Here is an 18174-nt window from a genome sequence, read left to right on the forward strand (position 1 = left end):
CCTTTTGTTTTTTTAGAATTTCTTTTGAACCCCGATAAGGATCATGTTTTGATCTTTTCCATCTGCCGAGATCACTCGGTTCAACCGAACTGCAACGGAAACTGTTTTGGTGATTTGCTTTCTTGCTTCAATACTAGCCAAAGCCATAAGTTGAGTTTTGTTATTTACATCATCTAATGTCAGATAAGGACCGGCGCCAATTGTTAAACCCCAGCCATCAGCTGTTGGCGTCACATACCAGATTTGTCCTGCGATGCCATTGCGATCAGTGACTCCGTTGTTGCCTTCGTGAATCAAGCTGACAGAGTAACCCACATCGCCTTTGATTTTGCGAACTTCAATTTGAAATGCATGAGTTGTTCGCGAATCATCTTGCGTCGAGCGAGAGTTTCCTCCATAGACGCTATAATCAAGATTTTTTTGGATGATTCTGTTGCTATCGCTCTCATAGCGATAGCCGATACCCACAAAAACTGTATCTGTATCAATATTTGTTGGAGCCGCAGCGCGGGCGTACTGCGCGCGAATGTAAAAATTTGATCCGAAGATTTGATAAAGAACTGCGAAGGCTGCAACAGCGCCGAATTTCTTTTCCGTCAGCGGGATGGGAGTGCCATCAGACTCGGTATTTGTCGACATGTAAGCGCCCGCGCCGGCTTTGACAGTTAAATTTCGCGTTAGCTCAGCACCGTACCATCCCATCAAGGCCATACCGTCATTGTCATTTTTGGTTTGTGAGCCATCGTTGAAATAGAGGACGCCGACACCGGTGCCGGGCTTGATGTCTTGCTCCGTGTGATTTTGGTCCGCGGGAATAGCGCCCTCGGAAGGAGTTCCTAATGTAACAGCATGGGCCGCCGCAGAGCTGAGTCCGATCATCATGGCTAAAAGAAGTTTTTGAACATTCATTTTCGCAGCCCTCTAAGTTCTAACATAGGTCGCAGCGTTTTAATTCAAGAGCTGTGCCCTTTAAGACGCATTCCAGGGCCTTTTAAATGAAAAAACCCTGTCATTGTTTTAGACAGGGCTCAATAAATGTTGGTTCCAATGCTCTAGGAATAAAATTTGTTAAAATCGAACGAAGTTTTAAGAGCTCGCGCTCGAATAAGATTTCAAGGCAAAGCGCCAAAATTTTCCCGTGCACTTAAGCAAGATCACCGCAAGAATTAGAACCCACGCGATCAGACCCCAATGAGGTGGCTCCAGCAATGCGCGAGCAGGAACACTGGCGATCACTCCGACAGGAAGGGCCGTTAGCAATGTCCACTTCAACCAGGGCGTGTAAATCGAATCAGGTCTCATCCCTAGGCGATAGATTTGATACCAGATAAATTGCAAGTTTTCAGAACGCGCAAAGATCACTGCCGTAGCTGCCATGATAAATCTCATTGAATACAAGGCGATCAAGCCGCAAGGGATAAGAATGATCAACCATAACAACCGCAACCATTCAAAGCTTGGTAGTTGTACAATGCTGTAGATAAACCATGAAATTGCAATACAAAGATTTCCAATCGCCGCGGTAGAGGCCTTTTGCAAACTGATCATGAACTGCGAGTTCACTGGCTTTGCAAGAAGCAAATCTAAGTCTCCTTTGCGAACTTTTTCTGAAAATTGATCTAAGTTTTCAGATAAGATAATCATGTATAAAGCATCAACGACAAAGACAACCCCCAAGAAGACACGCATCTGTGCCAGATTCCAGCCGCCAATCAGGGGAGTATGATTATACAGAACTTCAAACGTCAGAACTTGCGCCACATACCAGAAGATGTCGGTCATGAATCGAGTCAAGAAATTCGCTCTGTATTCAAGGTCTGCGATAAAGCTTGCGCGAAACATCGCAAAATAAAGACTTAGATATTTAGAAATTTTCTGAATCACCTAAGCTCCCGTCCCCGTGTAAACGCTTAATCCTTTTTTCCAAAGCCATGCGCCAAACAGATTCACAATCACAATACCCATGGTCACTGATCCGAAGGCCTGCCACATGGAAGCAATCTCTAAGCGTCCTGTGATGTAGCCAACTGGAACATACACACCAGAGCTGAATGGCAATGCGATGACAAAGGATTTCATTGGTTCAGGCATCAAATCCAGTGGGAAAAGCTCACCAGTGAAAAGCCATAGAGCTAGGTTTTTAGCTCCGGTGAAGGAATACACTTTGTTTAAGTAAAACGCACAGGCTGCGATCACGAAACTGATCGAGTGTACTAAGATCAAATAATAAAATTCCAAAGCGAAGGCCAAAGGCATACGTTCGAATTTCGTTGGTAAATCAAAAATTGCCACAGCCACGAATGGAATAATCATCGAAATGATCGTCGTAATGAATTTATATCCCATCAATTGCGAGAAATAATATTCATAGAAGCTCATCGGACGAGTCAGCAGACTGTTAATCGTGCCTGAATCAATTTCTTGAATCATGCGGAATTCATACATCCAACTTGTACAGATGCGGGCGAAAAATGCCGACCACAAAGCGTAGGAAAGATAATAGTCCTCAGTAAAGCCTGCGATCGTATGGGTCTGAGCACCACGGAAGACGGCGAACCACAAAAGGATTTCGATCCCTGTGGTCAATGTCGGCTGCAAAACCGCATCGACAAAATAGTTCAGGCGATATTCAAGATTGGAAACGATGGCAAGATTAGCGAATGCCAGATTCCGTTTCCAAAAAACGGCGAATGACTTCTTCAAAATCGACCTCTTCATTTTGTGCCATCTCGGTGTTGGCTTTAACTACGAATTCTTCAACGGTGCCCTGGTAAACGATGTGACCTTTTGAAATCAGCAATAACTTGTCGGCCAATTTGGCAATATCGTCCATGTAGTGACTTGTTAAAATCACAGTAGGGCCTTTTTCTTTCACGTATTCGTCAAGAAATTCACGAATTGTTTCCTGGGCTACGATATCAAGACCGATCGTAGGTTCATCTAGGAATAAAACTTTTGGTTCGTGCAAAAGTGAGCCGATGATTTCCATCTTCATGCGTTCACCAAGACTGAGTCTACGTAACTGTGTGTGCAGAACGTGTGTGCATTGAAGCATTTCTGCCAAATGAGCAACGCGCTTTCTTGCCGCTGCGGGCTCTAAATCATAAATGCGGGCAAGCAATGCAAAGGAATCTGCTGGTGAGATATCCCACCACAACTGATTTTTCTGTCCCAAGAGAATGCTAATCTGACGTAGGAATTCGTTCTTACGCTCCCAAGGTTTAAAGCCCAAGACAAGAGCTTCACCACTTGTTGGAGTCACAAGGCCTGAAAGCATTTTCAAAAGCGTTGTCTTGCCTGCACCATTGGCGCCGACAAGACCTACGATCTGACCGGGTTCGATAGATAAAGTTGTTTTATCTAGTGCGACCTTATTGTTGTATTTACGATTAAAGAACCCTTTGAGGGAGTTCACGAAGCCTTCAGGCTTTTGATAAGTCTGATAGACGCGAGTGAGATCTTTGGTTTCAATTACGAACGACATGCAGGAGAGTATAGCGAACTTTCCTGGATTTATTCAACTAAGCCTTCACCTGGGGCAAAATCAGCTTGGCGGCCTTCGTCAGTGAAATAAGTTCCGCGATCTTCAGAAACATAGCTTGTTTCCTGGATGCGACCCTCTTTGCAGTCCTTAAGGCTTTCGCGAGTTCCTGTGTAGTGGCAGTTGCCAGTGAACCAAGCTTTTTCAGAATATTGGATTTTATAGCCAACAAGAACATTGTTTTTGTAATAACCAGTGACCAGATCCAAACGAGTGTGACCGGCAGCTACATAGTCGCCTTCAAGAATTGTGTCGCCCCAAACTTGGGCTTGTTCAACAGCGATATCCTTTAGATCTGTTCTAACTTGCGCTTCAAGGTTGTTAAGCTTTGCTTTTTGGCTGTACAGAACCAAGGCAGAGTAAGGAGCTTTGCATGGTTCCTCAGAGCATGCATTTACGAAATGAGCGGCCTCTTCATAGAACTTATCGCCATTCGGTCCCATCTTATCTGCAAAAGCAAATGAGGAAACCAATGTGATTAAAGCTGTGATAAAGAATTTTGCTTTCATTGTCGTATGCTCCTTGTTTACGAAACATACGCCCAAATTATAATATCTTTTAATACATACACGAGAAGTTATTATGCAATTCGCGCATGCAGTCTTTCGATGTGAATAGCAAAGACGACGATTAGAGCTGCAACTCTGGCAGAGCCAGAGTTCGGATCAGATTTTCTTCTCAAGGATGGTGAATTCGAGATTGTCGAGTTTCGGAATTCCAAAACGTTCATCGCCATATGGGAACGGTCTTTTCTCGCCGGTGTTTCGGAAGCCTTGACTTTCGTACCATTTGATTAGTTCTGGACGCTGCACAATCACAGTCATGTACATGTGTGTACAGTCCCAGAATTGTGCGAAGGCCTCAGACTCTTCGATCAGCATGCTGCCGATTCCTTTTTTCTGAAGAGTCGGATCCACGGTTAACATGCCGAGGTAGCATTTGCTCTCGTGCCGTTCCAGATGAACGCATGCCACGATTTTGTCATCGCTGTCCTCGTCTTGACCGATCAAGATCACAGAATTTTCTTTGGTGAGATCAGAAAGAACACCCTCAGGATCAACACGTTGTCCGCCAAGCAAATCAGCTTCCGTCGTCCAACCTTTTTTCGAGCTATCACCACGATACGCAGAGTTCACCAAATCTACAATGGCTTCAACATGACTCTCATCCGCTTGAGTAAACTCAATATGCATATTTCCTCCGAACCGAAGGTGCCTGTCGTTTTTTTGGGTCTACAGCGCAGCAAATAATGCGCTGTAGACCCAAAAAAACGGCAGGCACCTTTTATTTCTTTTTGCAGTAGATGAATAACTCTTTGCCTTGGCGATTGGGAACTGATTTTTGCCAGCGACCCCAGAAAATGGGTTGGTAATTGTTTTTAAGACGTTGACGCAATTCCCATTCAGAGCCGCCGAACGGGGGGCCTTGGCGTTTTTCGAACGCAAAGAAGACGCCCATCAGGTGACCACCCTCTGCCAGGCAGCGATTCCATACTTTCACAAGATTTTGACGAAGAGTTGGATTCACAGCGCAGTAACAAGTGTGTTCAAAAATCACATCAAAAGCTTGATCGAATTCGCGTGGTAAATTGAAGAGGTCTGCTTGAACAAAATTGATGTTGCTCATGTGGCCGTACAATTTTTTTGCACGTTCCAAAGCTAAAGGAGAAATATCTACAGCCGTGACGACGTGGCCGGCCGCTGCGAATAAAGCCGCATCGTGGGCTTCGCCACAACCTAAAATCAAAATACGTGAACGAGCAATTTTCAGACGTGGAAGCATGTCTTTCAAGGCTTCCGCAGGTTCACCTAAATTCCAACCGGGATTGTTGTCACCTTTATAGGCTTTGCTCCAGAAGGATTCGTTTTCGACTTCTTCTTTGTCGGACCAATAGGGTGGAATTTCGTAGGTTTTTCCGTCGAAGGAAATCGACTCATCGTCGAATTCTTCAAGCATATTAAAAAATGTCGCCTGAGCTTTTCTGGACATCACAAATGGAACATTTTTGGTTGTATAACCGTGAAAGCGATCCCACTCGTCCAGCGACAAGGATTCCAATTGGAATGGAAATTCAACACCGTAAAGGCAGTGAATTTTCCAAGTTTTTCCTTCAAGAAAGATTTGTTGGGCGATGAGTGGCTCGTCAAAGGCTTCGACGATCACTGGAGTTCCACCGAAGGTGCTTAACAAAGTGCCGGATTGGTGAAGCTGAATATTCTCTAGAAGTTCTTTTCCCACAAAAGGGTCTTGGATTCTCAGTTCGCGACTGACTCCGTAACCCTCTTCATCGATTTGCACGAAATTTGTGGGAATTGGCATGCGAATTATTCGCCGTGATTTTCAGTGGGTTCAGGAGTCGTTGTCGGAACTGTGCTTGGAATAGTTCCGTCTGCTCCTGGAGTTACAGTTGAGCCTTCAGTGAAAGTAACGATGTCATTTGTTGTTTTCACAGATTGAAGAGTCCATTTGTCTACGCTTGCATCTTCAGACGGTTCACGGTGAAGAACAGCTTCGCCTTCGATCACTTGTTCAAGAGCTTCGCCGCCCTCAGAAATGTCGATGAATTTATATGCGAAGACCGCGCGAACTTTATTGTCTGACAAAGTTTCAGTCCAAAGTCTTTGGATCGAAAGATCTTTTGCGTGAGGTTTTTTTGCAGCCAAAGTGTCTTTGATAAGGTCTGCCAACTTCGCCTGAATGCCGGAGTGCGTCTCGAAGCCCACAGCTTCAGATGTATGAACTACATTCCAAGTCCAAACCAAGGCAGCGATGAAAACGACAAGGCTAACAATTTTCTTCATTCCTAGAGTCCTCTCTCTATTTACTCAGTGTGATAAAACTGACATCTTATTCTGGGCATGCTATTTCGTGTGATGCGATTGAAATAACCCACAGAGAGGATATCTCATGAACCAACAATGGCTGACAATCTTAATGTCAAAAGGGATTGAGCTTGAGCAAAATCTGCGTCAGCAACTGCAACACGCCAAAGACGGTTTGAAAACGCAACTTGAAGAGCGCGGCATTCGCTTGAGTGCGGCGGACCTGGCAGCCCTTCTCGAGGAGGTTTCTCCGAAAGCCTCGCATGCTGCCTTGAGTTATGCGCTTGATATTGTTCGTCCTTTTTCAGCAGGGATGGGTTTGAGGATTTCTCGTCTGTCGGATTCGCAGGTCGAGATGGTAATTCCGGCTCGCACTCGCAACTTGAATGACGTCAAACAAATGCATGAAGGCGCTTTGGTGACCGCAGCGATCGAGTCCGCGAAACTGTTGTGGATGCGCCACGCTCCTTTGGGAAATTTCGAAATTGTTGTGACTCGTTTAGAGTCAGAGTTTTTTAAAACCCAAACGGACGACTGTCGCATGCGCATGGAGTTGCCGGAAACCACTCGGGAAGTGGTTCTTGCTGAAATTCGTGATAAGCGCGAAGCAGAGGGCGAAGCGGAAGTGAAGATCTTTGATGTTCACGATCAAGCTGTGGGTTCTGTGATTATGCAATTGAAGTTCAAACATACTCCGGCACTAACATGACGGCACATGATTTTTGTTTACTAGTTTAGTTTTTTAAAAAGGTTTTATGGAAATTTTAGAAAGTCACATCGACACATCATCCGCAGATTTTAAAGCCAACAAAGAGGCGATGCTTTCCATCGTTAAAGAATGGCGTGAACGTGTAGAGCTTGTAAAACAAGGCGGTGGCACAGATGCCACTAAGAAACACAAAGCCCGCGGTAAGCTGACAGCGCGCGAACGCATCGAGGGTCTTGTTGATGGTGGAACAGCGTTCTTAGAGTTTTCAACTCTAGCTGCGTGGGACATGTATGAAGGTCAAGCGCCTGGTGCAGGTGTTGTGACTGGTATCGGGGTGATTCACGGCACAGAATGCGTGATTGTTGCGAATGATGCCACTGTCAAAGGTGGAACTTACTTCCCCATGACAGTGAAGAAACATCTTCGCGCGCAAGAGATCGCTTTTGAAAACGGACTTCCTTGTATTTACCTTGTCGATTCAGGCGGAGCATTCCTGCCAATGCAAGCAGACGTTTTCCCTGATCGTGATCATTTCGGAAGAATCTTCTACAACCAAGCTCGCATGTCGGCTGCGAACATTCCACAAATTGCTGTGGTCATGGGGTCCTGCACAGCGGGTGGTGCTTACGTTCCAGCGATGAGTGATGAAAACGTAATTGTAAAAGAAAACGGGACGATCTTTTTGGGTGGGCCTCCATTGGTAAAAGCGGCCACGGGTGAAGTTGTCGATGCTCAAGAGCTAGGGGGCGCGCAAGTTCACTGTGCGGTCTCTGGTGTGACAGATCATTTCGCTGATGACGATCAACATGCGATCGAGATCACTCGTTCGATTGTGGCTCACTTGAATCACAAAAAAGTCGTGCAGTTGAAGACAATGCCTGTAGAAGAACCGCTATTTGATTCGCAAGAAATATACGGCGTGATTCCCAAAGACAGCCGCGTGCCATTTGACGTGCGCGAAGTGATTGCTCGTTTGGTGGATGGATCTAGATTCCATGAATTCAAACCGTTGTATGGAAATACTTTGGTAACAGGTTTTGCTCATATCTGGGGTATGCCTGTGGGGATTATCGCGAATAACGGTGTTCTATTTAGTGAAAGCGCTTTGAAAGCAGCTCACTTCATCGAACTTTGCGAGCAGCGTGAAGTTCCCTTGATCTTCTTGCAAAATATCACAGGCTTCATGGTCGGCAAGAAATACGAAAATGAAGGTATTGCGAAACACGGAGCAAAAATGGTGATGGCTGTTTCCAATGCTCACGTACCGAAATTCACAGTGGTTATTGGCGGCTCTTATGGAGCAGGTAACTATGGCATGTGCGGCCGCGCTTATCAGCCTCGTCAAATGTGGATGTGGCCAAACGCAAAAATCAGCGTGATGGGTGGTGAGCAAGCTGCCAACGTTCTTTTGACAGTGAAGCTGGACCAGATGGCTGCCAAGGGACAAACGATGGATGCTGCGGCTCAAGCAGAATTCAAACGTCCAACACTTGAAAAATACGATTACGAAAGTTCTGCTTATTATTCTTCAGCACGCATTTGGGACGATGGTATCATTGATCCAGCGGATACTCGCAGAGTCTTGGCGCTGGGTATTGCAGCCAGCTTGAATAAATCTTGGGGTGAAAAATCCCAGGGCGTCTTCAGAATGTAGTCCTTTGAGGAGTTGAACATGAATTTTGTGACTTTAACAGAAATGGACCATGTCGCTTACGTTAAGTTGAATAGACCTGATGTGCGTAACGCTTTCAATCCGCAAATGATCAGCGAAATCACGGCCACATTTGAATCTTTAGAAGGTCGCAAAGATCTTCGCGCCATCGTTTTACAAGGCGAAGGAAAGTCATTCTGTGCGGGTGCCGATCTGAATTGGATGAAAGAGATGGTGAATTTCTCGTTCGCACAAAATCAAGAGGACTCTTTAAAGCTTTTTGAGATGTTCGAGTCTATTGCCCAATGTTCATTGCCTGTGATTGGCATGATTCATGGTGCTGCTTTTGGCGGCGCTTTGGGTTTGGTTGCAGTTTGTGATGAAGTCATTGCTGAAGAGGGAACTCAATTCTGTTTTAGTGAAGTGAAACTGGGAATTGCTCCTGCGGTTATCAGCGCTTTTGTTGTTCGTAAAGCGGTGGCTGGAAAAGTTCGTCCCTTGATGTTGTCGGCAACTGTATTCAATGCTCACATCGCTCAGCAAGCGGGTCTTGTGACGGAAGTAGTTCCTGCTGGTGAAGGTCACACAGCAGTTCAAAAGATTTTGCATAATTACTTGCAGTCTGGCTCAGAAGCTGTTCGTGAAACAAAAAAACTTTTGAACGACTTAGAATCTTTGACTTGGGACCAACAGCGCACGCGCACCTCCATGTTGATTGCTGAACGTCGCGCCAGTGCTGAAGGCCAAGAAGGTCTGAAGGCGTTCCTGGAAAAACGTGAACCTTCGTGGAGAAAGTAAAGTCCATTATTCTGGTCCTGATTTCGATTTGTTCCATTCAGGGCGGAGCCGGCTATGCCAAGCAATTGTTTTCAGTTTTAGGCCCGGGAGTCATGACGTTTTTACGTGTGTGGATGGCGGCGCTGATTTTGCTTGTGATCTTTCAACCGTGGAAGCAAAAGCTTACAAAAAAAACTTTAGGCATCATCGCGCTGTACGGAATTGCTCTGGGTGCGATGAATTTGCTTTTCTATCTTGCATTGCAGAGAATTCCTCTGGGAATCACTGTGGCTTTAGAATTCACAGGGCCACTCGCAGTCGCAACGTTTTCTTCAAAGCGAGCTTTAGATTTGTTGTGGGTGGTGCTCGCTGGACTTGGAATTATTTTGATTCTGCCGCACGCGAATGTCTCTAACGGCATTGATACTCTAGGAGTGTTCTTGGCTTTGGGGGCGGGAGCTTTGTGGGGGCTCTACATTATTTTGGCGCAAAAGGTTGGGCGCTCGATGGCCGGTGGCAGTGCTACGGCTCTTGGAATGCTTTTCGCAGCTTTGACGGTGACTCCGACGGCGATTCCGCAACTACATTTCGCAGATTATAAGTTGCAGATTTGGGTCTCTGCATTTGCAGTCGCCATTTTATCAAGTGCGGTTCCCTATTCTCTGGAAATGATTGCTTTGCGTTCGATTCCCTCAAAAACTTTTGGTGTTTTGATGAGTCTAGAACCTGCGGTGGCGGCTCTCATGGGGCTTTTTCTATTGAGTGAAAAACTAACCTCATTGCAAGGTTTAGCAATTTTTCTAGTGATGCTTGCTTCAGCGGGAAGTTCTTTGGCAGTGAAAGAGTTACGGTCTTCTTCGTAAGTCAGGTTTGCGCCATGCGACAGCTCAATTAAAGACCCTTGGCAATTGCCTTTCAACGGATTCGCAATTATAGGTAAAAGCTCAATAAATTGGAGCTTTTGCACCATGAAAAATGTCACAGCTAAATTCACTCGTATCGCGATTGCAAACCGTGGCGAAGTAGCAGTTCGTATCATCAAGGCCTGCGAAGAATTAGGAATCGAAACAGTTCTTCTTCACTCGGAAGCAGATATTAATTCTCGTGCTTACAGAATGGCGACTAAAACCATTTGTATCGGGCCAGCTGCGACTGTAGAAAGCTATCTCAACATTCAAGCAAACATCAACGGAGCTTTAGCCGGCGGCGCGCAAGCGGTTCATCCTGGTTTCGGTTTCCTTTCTGAAAATGCTGACTTTGCCGAAGCTGTGACTAAGGCAGGGCTAATTTTTATTGGCCCTTCTGCAGATTCAATTCGTTCACTCGGCGATAAAGTTCACTGTAAAGAGCTGGCGAAAAAAGCAGGTCTTCCATTGGTGCCGGGCTATCAAGGTGAACATCAAGATGTGCCTCACTTGATTGAACAGGCGGAAAAAATTGGTTATCCAGTGATCGTCAAAGCGGCGGCCGGTGGCGGTGGTCGTGGTATGAAGTTGATCACGAACTCTGCGGATGCTCGTGAATTGATCGAGTCCGCGCAACGTGAGGCTCAGTCTGCTTTCGGTTCACCGAAAGTATTCTTGGAAAAATATTTGGATCGCGCAAAGCACATTGAATTTCAAATATTTGGCGATAGCTCAGGGCAAGTGATTCATTTCTTTGACCGTGAATGTTCTGTGCAACGTCGTCATCAAAAGATTATTGAAGAAGCAACTTCTCCATCTTTGACGGATGATCTTCGTCGTCGCATGGGTGAGGCAGCTTGTGCCATTGCCACAATCGGCAAATACAAGGGCGCAGGAACTGTCGAGTTCCTTCTTCAAGACGGCGAGTTCTATTTGCTTGAAGTAAACACGCGTTTGCAGGTTGAACATCCGGTGACGGAAGAAGTTTTGGGAGTGGATTTGGTGAAAATGCAAATCCTGACTGCGCAAGGCGATTTCTTGCACGACCCGAAACAAGTGCGTGTGCCGCGCGGTCATTCTATCGAGTGCCGCATTTACGCTGAAAATCCGTACATGGGTGGCGTTCCCTCAACAGGTTTATTGGGACATGTTCATTGGCCCGAAGGCCCGGGTCGTCGTTATGAATATGGTTTTGATGAAGGTGACACAATCACTCCGTTCTATGACCCGATGATTGCGAAAGTGATCGTGTGGGATGAAAACCGTCCGCGCGCCATTCAAAAAATGATCCGCGTGTTGAAAGACTCGGTGGTGTTTGGTGTTCATACAAATATCCCGTACTTGATCGAAATTCTTTCTCACAAAGAATTCGTGATGGGCACAATGACGACAAGATTTATTGAAACTTACTTTGCCGATGCTTTGAAAGAGCCCGAACTGACAGATCTTGAGAAGAAGATCGCTGATGGAGCTTTATTGCAACTTCGTGGTGGCCAGATGTCGTCGACGGGTTCTGCGGAATTCATGACGGTGTCTCCGTGGACATCTTACTGGAGAGGTATCTAGTGGAATTAAAAGTTAAAATCGACGGCGTTGATCAAAAAGCAGAAGCGCAACTTATGAAGGGAACTCTGTGGGTTCATGCGAACGGTCGCACATTCACGATCGATACGGCTTCTGGACGTAAGTCTCGTAAAAAAGCCGGCGGTGGTGGATCCTCAGATACAATCTCAGCTCCAATGCCTGGTAAGGTGACGAAGATCCTTTTGACTCCAGGTTCTGCGGTGAAAGTAGGACAACCAGTCCTGGTGATGGAAGCCATGAAAATGGAGTACACTTTAAAGAGTGAAATCGAAGGTACAATTGATTCCATCTCTTGCGCGGTGGGTGATCAAGTGGTCTTGGGTAAAGCCCTTGTGAAAAGCAAGCCTTCTGCCGAAAAGTAGCGTATGAAAAGTAAGTCAGTCGTTATCGTAGAAATGGGACTTCGTGATGGACTTCAAAACGAGAAACACGTTTTGGATACTGACACGCGTGTCGAATTTGCGAGACGGTTGATTGATGCGGGAACCAAACGTGTTGAGATCGGATCTTTTGTATCCCCGACGTGGGTTCCACAAATGGCGGGGACAGCAGAAGTTGTTTCGAAGGTTTTCACTCTTCAAAAAAATAAAGTTGTTTCAAAGAAAGCTGAATTATCTGTGCTTGTTCCTAACGAACGCGGAATGCTTGATGCCATCGCAAGTGGTGTAAAAGAAATCGCGATTTTTGCGGCATGTTCAGAATCTTTCTCTAAGAAAAACATCAATTGCACGATCGATGAAAGTTTCAAGCGTTTCGAGCCCGTGATGGCTTTGGCTAAGAAACATAAAATCAAGGTGCGCGGTTATCTATCGACATGTTTTGGCTGTCCTTTCGAAGGAAAGGTTCCAGAGGCTCGTGTTGTGAAGTTAGCGCAACGTATGCTTAAACTTGGTGTGTATGAGCTATCTATTGGCGACACGATCGGTGTCGCTGATGTGGGCCAAGTTCGTTCTTTGTTTGCGAAGTTGAAGAAAGTTGTGCCTGCGAAAAAGTTAGCGGGACACTTCCATGATACTCGTGGGCAGGCTTTGGCAAATATCCTTGCTGCTTATGATTTGGGTATCACAGTGTTTGATACTAGCTTGGGTGGTTTGGGCGGTTGTCCTTATGCTCCGGGTGCAACGGGTAACGTTGCGACTGAAGACGTTGTTTACATGTTCCAGGGTATGGGTGTGAAGACAGGTCTGAACTTAGATAAACTTCTTGAGATCAATCCATGGATGGCGGAAAAAATCCAACATCCACTTCCTTCTAAAGTGGGCAAGGTGGGGAAACTCAAGCCCCTTGGCAAAGTTCGTTAGTTCACAGCACCTGAGTTAGTGCTTGAATTTGAACGCGAACTGGAGCCGCTTGCAGCTGCCTTTGCTTTTTCAATTTCGAAAATTTTTTTTGCGGCGGCATCGGCCCATTTTTTTCCGTTAGCCGCATCAAAGTGCAAGCCATCCGGACCTGTTTTAATATCGCCTTGCTTGATGCCAATGCCTTGAGCGCTGTCGATGACAGTGCAACGAGGTGCCGCAGCTTTTTTAATCACAGAAATCAAATTCAAAAGTCGTTCATTTGTTTTCTTGTACATTCCGCCGCCGGATTTATCAGTCCAAGTAGGTGTCACCCAATAGCAAGTTGCTTTAGAGTCGGCCTTCTTCATGGCATCCAGCATGAGTTGTACTTGTTTTTTCATCGCTGCTTCTGATTGTTGAGGTGAGCGATAGTCAGCAAAGTTATCACCTAGCTCGATGATGATGCGATTTGGGTTTGTTTTCTCTAAAAGGGGAGTCAGCTCTGGTAAAGTGCCAGGATTTCCGCCTTTGATGATTCTTTCATTTTCGTTGTTACGATCAGCAAAGCCATAACTAAGCGTGCGACCTTTTTCAGTCGTCGCTACAAAATTACTTGGAGAAGATCCGGCAAGACCGATCGTGCGAGTGTCTTCTTTTGTAGCTTCCCGGAAAATTTTGTGCATATCTTCGCCGAAAGGACCCACCACGTGGCTATCGCCAATGATTAGGGTTTCTACGTTTGCAAAGGCTTGGGAACTTAGAAATAAGAGGGCAAGTACTGAATATTTCATAGATAATTTAAGTGTCTTGTAAACAGGGGTTCATTTCAAGTATACTGATCATGTCTGGCGTTAAACCAGACGTCCTATGAGAAATTAAATCCATCATTACTCCTTATTCTAAAAAACTTTTAGCTGCCTCTGAGCAGTCGATGGATTATTTATCTATGCAAAATAATATATCTCAGGTCACCGCGAGGTCTTTGGGCTTTGAATTCCCTAATGGAAGAAAGCTCTTTAGCAACTTGTCGTTTACATTAAATCAATCACGTTATGGTCTAGTAGGTGCTAACGGCGCGGGTAAATCCACACTCGCATCTTTACTTGCGGGTGAGTTATCCAACTACGCTGGAGAAATTCAGCGAACTCATCCCATCGTGTATTTAAAGCAAGACGTAGTGCCTTCAGCAATCACTGTGGCGGAATATTTATCGCCATTGTGGGAAAGCTCTTTTGCAGAGCCGGAAATCTACAGTCCTTTGTTGGATGGAATAGATATGGAAAAGCAATTGCCCTGGCTGAGTGGCGGGGAGTGGATGCGTGTGCGTTTAGCGGCAGCCTTAAGTGAACCTTGTGGTTTGCTAATTCTAGACGAGCCTACGAATAATCTTGATGCCACAGCTCGAGGCAAAATTCATGACTTCGTTCAGAGCTATTCCCGTGGATTGCTAATCATCAGCCATGACCGTGATCTATTAGATCACGTGGATTCCATTTTAGAACTTTCTAATCAGGGACTGACTGTGTATGGCGGGAATTACTCATTTTATCGAGAGCAAAAGGAAGCAGAAGAGAAAATTCAATTCGAAAAATTGGATCGCCTTCGTCGCGAAAAGAAAAAGCTTGAACGGGAACAGTTTGAAAAACTAGAAAGCCAAGAAAAGCGTATGCGCGAAGGCGCCAGGAAAGCCGCAAGGGGTGGCATACCTAAGATCTTGCTAGGAGGTCGCAAAAGTCGGGCAGAAGAAACACGCGGGAAAATTAATTCCGTTGAGGAAAAACGTGTGGAAAGCGCCCAACAGGAATTTGCGCAATTCCGCGAAGGTATGAAGTTGCAATCGTCTCTGGGATTGAATTTACCCGAGGCAAGGATTCCTGAAGGAAAGTTAGTTTTTGAAATCAACGATTTCAATTTTTGCTTTGCGAATGCGGTGGGGCCGTTATGGAAAGAGAATTTAAATTTGATCATGAAGGGCCCACGAAGATGGGCTCTCGCCGGTGATAACGGAAGTGGCAAATCCACGTTGATTCAACTGTTGTTAAGTGAGGGTCGAAAGCCTGAAGGAACAACTCAAGGAAATCTTTCGTTAGCATCTATCCCTAGAGCATTCTTGGATCAGAAATATTCTCTGCTGGAGGCAGGCAAATCCATTTTGGAAAATGTGATGCAGACAAGCACTAGATCGCAAGTGGAACTTCGCAATGAGCTGGCGCGTTTTCAATTTATGGGTGATCAGGTTCATCAAAAAATTGAAAGCCTTAGTGGCGGTGAAAAGTTGAAGGCAGCCTTAGCGAAAATTTTGCTTGCGACTCCATCGCCGCAGTTTTTGATTTTGGATGAGCCGACGAACAACTTGGATCTGCCCAGCCTTGAAATTCTAGAACAGGCCTTGATGGCCTTTGAGGGGGCTTTGTGGATCGTATCCCATGATGAGGTTTTCTTAAAAAATATCGGGATCGAGGAGGTCTACGTTTTGCAATCTTGCTAACTTAGCATGATTGCACGTTGGCTCACTTACCTTAGTTTTGTCTGTTTTGGCCTACTTAGCCTGATGGTTCTTCAGATGACGAAGAGACCGCTCTGTATTGATTCCAGAGTTGTCGAAAGAATTGACAGGCTTTCAAATCAGGATAGCGATACCATTTATCGCTGCGCCTTGAATAAGGAAACTCCTTATAGCGAGTACTTTGGTCAACAGGTGCGCGAGCTGGGTTCGCGCATTCAATCGACGGAACGAGTTTTAGAAAGCCTTGAGCCTTTTTATAAGAAGGTACAAATCACAATCATGGAAGATCACCCATATCTATATCGTATTCAGGGTCATCATCTCTATATTGGTCCCAAGCTTCTCGAGGCTCCAGGGCATCTAGAAAAGGCGCTGGCAAAGATATGGTATCGCGAACGCAACGAAACCCTCTTCGCTCAGCAAGAGCTGACGGAAGAGGTTGTGACAGACTTCCTTGTGTATTTGCAAAACGGTGATCTTGATATTGGTGATCCAAATACTCACATAACAACGGCGATTCGTAAGGTCAAATGGCCTTACATTTTAAAGTCAGTCGAGTCTTATTGTTCTTCCTCCTGGAAAGAGTCAGAACACTTTGCTCTTTGCCAAGGTGAAAAAGAAGCGGAAGCTGAGCTTACCTCCCGTGTAACAGAGCTAAGTCTTCGTCCATTGCTTGTAGCCAGCTGGATTCACTCTTACAAATCTTTGAGCATGAAAGATCGATTTGATTTCGTGAATAACATTCCGCAATTTATTCGCTCAGAGCACAATCCTCATCTGCCTTTGGTGGACGATGTGGCTGCGAGTGCTATGGAAACTACTTTAGTCAAAGCGGCAGAAGCAATTAAGAATGTGAATCTATTTGTTTCTTCATCGCGCGCTGTGAAGGATCTTGGTGCCCATAGAAGCTTCCTTGCAAACTTCACCAACGATCTTCGTGTCAGCGGATTTCAAGACGCTTTTGCAGAGGCGTCATTTGATATCCTTTATGTCAGTCAAGAACCTCTGAAAGAATCATCAAAGGTCTTCCAAGAATTTCAAAAGATTTCTAAAGCTCAGCCGCGTTTGCAGATTGCTGTTCGTGATGGAAATAACTTATGGATGCTGCCTTCGAAATTCCCAATTCCTGTGGCCTCGTTTGGCCAAATTAAAGCCAATCGCACCATTGTGGAAAAGTGTGGTGGTTACAATTTTAGTTACGTGATGGATTATGCCAATATAACCGAGAAGCTTTTGGTTGTTGATCATTGTGATTTGGCGAAGCCTGTACAGTATGAGATGTATTTATCTGATGGTGCTGAGGGTTTTGGGGCTCAGAACAAAGGTGTCGCGTTTGTTCAATTCCATTTGCCATCTTTGTTGATGAAGAAGGCAGAGCTTGAGCAGGTGTCTAACGTCTTCGAATTCATTCAAAAGCGTGATGTGGCAAGTCCTTCATTCCAAAGCTTGGGCTGGCGTGAAGTTCGGTGGAGTCAGCAAGCAAATGCTTATCAACCTAAAGCTTTCGTCGATGCAATCGAATGGTTTCGGGTTCCCTCAGACAAGCTTTAAAAAGAAGCAGGCCGCCTGAAGCGGCCTTTTTTATTCATCTAAGCTAGGAAGTTCTGATCGAAAATCTGAGATGTCTTTATCAAGCTGCGATTGATTGTCGCGGATGCGATCTAATTCGCTTTGCTTTGAATTCACATCCATTTGCTTAATGGATATATCACTAGTCAAAGCATTGATCTGCGCATCGTAAGCTCCAACCATCGCAGAATTTTGCATCATCATCGCGCCGTTTCTTTGTGTCTCCAGGAAGTTTCGTTGATTCTGCAAATTTGTCAGGGCGCCCTGGGCAACTGTCAGTTCAGATTGCGTCGTGATAATCGAGTAATTCAATTGCTGACGTTGATCTTCCTTGTCCTTGATCTGCGCTTCGACGTATTTCTTTCTTCCACGTTTATAGCCAGGGAGGAAATCTTTTTCTAAATTGGCGGGGCAGACGTTTTGATATTTTTTGCCAGAAGAACCCGCATTGAACGAGTTCGCCTTGGAGCAATAATCTCGGATACCTTGAGCATGTCTTGCCAGAATGCTGTTGATCGAAGGTCCTTCGCAAAGATCGCGAGAGAAATTATCGCCAGATTTTCCAACTTGGTAAGCTTTGTCGGCAGAACAATACTCAGACATACCGGCTTTGAAACCCTGATCCAACTGAACTTCATCAATTTTGGCTTCGACTTTACGGCAGGTAAGTAAAGTGTCATCAGAATTCAACCATTGGCCGCGCAAAGCAACTTGTTTGCCGTGTTCGAACCAATTGATATTTTCGCAGTCTTTTCGTTTGAAATAGCTTGAACAAGCCGCAAGGTTGAAAGCGACCAGTGCCAAGATTAGAAGGCGAAACATAAAATTTC

General features: G+C 45.3%; 19 protein-coding genes. 9 read left to right on the top strand and 10 right to left on the bottom strand.

Annotation, left to right across the window (positions count from 1 at the left end; all coding sequences use genetic code 11):
- Window positions 1-12: 12 nt before the first annotated feature.
- The 8 genes from VF412_RS15065 to VF412_RS15100 form a co-directional block, all read right to left on the bottom strand.
- Entirely contained in the window at window positions 13-909 is an 897-nt protein-coding gene (locus VF412_RS15065; protein WP_331340082.1) for a hypothetical protein, read from the bottom strand.
- A gap of 177 nt (window positions 910-1086) precedes the next feature.
- Entirely contained in the window at window positions 1087-1884 is a 798-nt protein-coding gene (locus tag VF412_RS15070) for an ABC transporter permease (RefSeq protein ID WP_331340083.1), read from the bottom strand.
- Window positions 1885-2718, bottom strand: a complete 834-nt coding sequence (locus tag VF412_RS15075; protein WP_331340084.1) for an ABC transporter permease — start codon at window positions 2716-2718, stop codon at window positions 1885-1887.
- Window positions 2654-3484 (bottom strand): ABC transporter ATP-binding protein, encoded by an 831-nt coding sequence (locus VF412_RS15080; RefSeq protein ID WP_331340085.1) that lies wholly within the window; start codon window positions 3482-3484, stop codon window positions 2654-2656. Before VF412_RS15080 ends, VF412_RS15075 begins: the two co-directional genes overlap by 65 nt.
- Before the next feature lie 29 nt (window positions 3485-3513).
- A complete protein-coding gene (locus VF412_RS15085; RefSeq protein WP_331340086.1) occupies window positions 3514-4050 on the bottom strand; it encodes a hypothetical protein in 537 nt (178 codons plus the stop codon).
- Window positions 4051-4206: 156 nt separating this feature from the next.
- Window positions 4207-4734, bottom strand: a complete 528-nt coding sequence (locus VF412_RS15090; protein WP_331340087.1) for a GNAT family N-acetyltransferase — start codon at window positions 4732-4734, stop codon at window positions 4207-4209.
- Between the two features lie 91 nt (window positions 4735-4825).
- Complete coding sequence (locus tag VF412_RS15095; RefSeq protein WP_331340088.1) at window positions 4826-5860, bottom strand: class I SAM-dependent methyltransferase; 1035 nt, start codon at window positions 5858-5860, stop codon at window positions 4826-4828.
- 5 nt (window positions 5861-5865) lie between these two features.
- Complete coding sequence (locus VF412_RS15100) at window positions 5866-6342, bottom strand: hypothetical protein (protein WP_331340089.1); 477 nt, start codon at window positions 6340-6342, stop codon at window positions 5866-5868.
- 106 nt (window positions 6343-6448) lie between these two features.
- Between VF412_RS15100 and VF412_RS15105 the strand changes: the two genes are divergently transcribed.
- The 7 genes from VF412_RS15105 to VF412_RS15135 all read left to right on the top strand — a co-directional run bounded on the left by VF412_RS15105 (window position 6449) and on the right by VF412_RS15135 (window position 13290).
- Window positions 6449-7072: a YiiD C-terminal domain-containing protein gene (locus VF412_RS15105; protein ID WP_331340090.1), complete on the top strand. Its 624-nt coding sequence runs from the start codon at window positions 6449-6451 to the stop codon at window positions 7070-7072.
- A gap of 46 nt (window positions 7073-7118) precedes the next feature.
- Window positions 7119-8726, top strand: a complete 1608-nt coding sequence (locus tag VF412_RS15110) for a carboxyl transferase domain-containing protein (RefSeq protein ID WP_331340091.1) — start codon at window positions 7119-7121, stop codon at window positions 8724-8726.
- 18 nt (window positions 8727-8744) lie between these two features.
- Window positions 8745-9521 (top strand): enoyl-CoA hydratase-related protein, encoded by a 777-nt coding sequence (locus VF412_RS15115; RefSeq protein ID WP_331340092.1) that lies wholly within the window; start codon window positions 8745-8747, stop codon window positions 9519-9521.
- Window positions 9522-9613: 92 nt separating this feature from the next.
- Window positions 9614-10363 (top strand): EamA family transporter, encoded by a 750-nt coding sequence (locus VF412_RS15120; protein WP_331340093.1) that lies wholly within the window; start codon window positions 9614-9616, stop codon window positions 10361-10363.
- A 105-nt stretch (window positions 10364-10468) separates the two neighbouring features.
- Window positions 10469-11971 (top strand): acetyl-CoA carboxylase biotin carboxylase subunit, encoded by a 1503-nt coding sequence (locus tag VF412_RS15125; protein ID WP_331340094.1) that lies wholly within the window; start codon window positions 10469-10471, stop codon window positions 11969-11971.
- Entirely contained in the window at window positions 11971-12351 is a 381-nt protein-coding gene (locus VF412_RS15130; RefSeq protein WP_331340095.1) for an acetyl-CoA carboxylase biotin carboxyl carrier protein subunit, read from the top strand. Before VF412_RS15125 ends, VF412_RS15130 begins: the two co-directional genes overlap by 1 nt.
- A 3-nt stretch (window positions 12352-12354) precedes the next feature.
- Window positions 12355-13290: a hydroxymethylglutaryl-CoA lyase gene (locus VF412_RS15135; protein WP_331340096.1), complete on the top strand. Its 936-nt coding sequence runs from the start codon at window positions 12355-12357 to the stop codon at window positions 13288-13290.
- Here VF412_RS15135 and VF412_RS15140 read toward each other — a convergent pair.
- The gene (locus tag VF412_RS15140; protein WP_331340097.1) at window positions 13287-14060 is read right to left on the bottom strand and encodes an SGNH/GDSL hydrolase family protein; all 774 of its coding nucleotides are present in this window, start codon (window positions 14058-14060) and stop codon (window positions 13287-13289) included. The genes VF412_RS15135 and VF412_RS15140 overlap by 4 nt on opposite strands.
- Before the next feature lie 140 nt (window positions 14061-14200).
- Here VF412_RS15140 and VF412_RS15145 point away from each other — a divergent pair, with 140 nt between their 5' ends.
- Window positions 14201-15757 (top strand): ABC-F family ATP-binding cassette domain-containing protein, encoded by a 1557-nt coding sequence (locus VF412_RS15145; RefSeq protein WP_331340098.1) that lies wholly within the window; start codon window positions 14201-14203, stop codon window positions 15755-15757.
- Window positions 15758-15832: 75 nt separating this feature from the next.
- A complete protein-coding gene (locus VF412_RS15150) occupies window positions 15833-17326 on the top strand; it encodes a hypothetical protein (protein ID WP_331340099.1) in 1494 nt (497 codons plus the stop codon).
- 30 nt (window positions 17327-17356) lie between these two features.
- Here VF412_RS15150 and VF412_RS15155 read toward each other — a convergent pair whose 3' ends face one another.
- On the bottom strand, window positions 17357-18166 hold the full coding sequence (locus VF412_RS15155; RefSeq protein ID WP_331340100.1) for a DUF2799 domain-containing protein: 810 nt from the start codon (window positions 18164-18166) through the stop codon (window positions 17357-17359).
- Window positions 18167-18174 lie beyond the last annotated feature (8 nt).

This window comes from Bdellovibrio sp., assembly GCF_036384735.1.
Taxonomy (GTDB): Bacteria; Bdellovibrionota; Bdellovibrionia; order Bdellovibrionales; family Bdellovibrionaceae; genus Bdellovibrio.

What these genes read in the sequence shown, in the direction of transcription:
- VF412_RS15065 (WP_331340082.1), bottom strand. Translation starts at nt 909, where the DNA reads ATGAATGTTCAAAAACTTCTTTTAGCCATGATGATCGGACTCAGCTCT.
- VF412_RS15075 (WP_331340084.1), bottom strand. Translation starts at nt 2,718, where the DNA reads ATGAAGAGGTCGATTTTGAAGAAGTCATTCGCCGTTTTTTGGAAACGG.
- VF412_RS15080 (WP_331340085.1), bottom strand. Translation starts at nt 3,484, where the DNA reads ATGTCGTTCGTAATTGAAACCAAAGATCTCACTCGCGTCTATCAGACT.
- VF412_RS15085 (WP_331340086.1), bottom strand. Translation starts at nt 4,050, where the DNA reads ATGAAAGCAAAATTCTTTATCACAGCTTTAATCACATTGGTTTCCTCA.
- VF412_RS15090 (WP_331340087.1), bottom strand. Translation starts at nt 4,734, where the DNA reads ATGCATATTGAGTTTACTCAAGCGGATGAGAGTCATGTTGAAGCCATT.
- VF412_RS15095 (WP_331340088.1), bottom strand. Translation starts at nt 5,860, where the DNA reads ATGCCAATTCCCACAAATTTCGTGCAAATCGATGAAGAGGGTTACGGA.
- VF412_RS15100 (WP_331340089.1), bottom strand. Translation starts at nt 6,342, where the DNA reads ATGAAGAAAATTGTTAGCCTTGTCGTTTTCATCGCTGCCTTGGTTTGG.
- VF412_RS15105 (WP_331340090.1), top strand. Translation starts at nt 6,449, where the DNA reads ATGAACCAACAATGGCTGACAATCTTAATGTCAAAAGGGATTGAGCTT.
- VF412_RS15110 (WP_331340091.1), top strand. Translation starts at nt 7,119, where the DNA reads ATGGAAATTTTAGAAAGTCACATCGACACATCATCCGCAGATTTTAAA.
- VF412_RS15115 (WP_331340092.1), top strand. Translation starts at nt 8,745, where the DNA reads ATGAATTTTGTGACTTTAACAGAAATGGACCATGTCGCTTACGTTAAG.
- VF412_RS15120 (WP_331340093.1), top strand. Translation starts at nt 9,614, where the DNA reads ATGACGTTTTTACGTGTGTGGATGGCGGCGCTGATTTTGCTTGTGATC.
- VF412_RS15125 (WP_331340094.1), top strand. Translation starts at nt 10,469, where the DNA reads ATGAAAAATGTCACAGCTAAATTCACTCGTATCGCGATTGCAAACCGT.
- VF412_RS15135 (WP_331340096.1), top strand. Translation starts at nt 12,355, where the DNA reads ATGAAAAGTAAGTCAGTCGTTATCGTAGAAATGGGACTTCGTGATGGA.
- VF412_RS15140 (WP_331340097.1), bottom strand. Translation starts at nt 14,060, where the DNA reads ATGAAATATTCAGTACTTGCCCTCTTATTTCTAAGTTCCCAAGCCTTT.
- VF412_RS15145 (WP_331340098.1), top strand. Translation starts at nt 14,201, where the DNA reads ATGGATTATTTATCTATGCAAAATAATATATCTCAGGTCACCGCGAGG.
- VF412_RS15150 (WP_331340099.1), top strand. Translation starts at nt 15,833, where the DNA reads ATGACGAAGAGACCGCTCTGTATTGATTCCAGAGTTGTCGAAAGAATT.
- VF412_RS15155 (WP_331340100.1), bottom strand. Translation starts at nt 18,166, where the DNA reads ATGTTTCGCCTTCTAATCTTGGCACTGGTCGCTTTCAACCTTGCGGCT.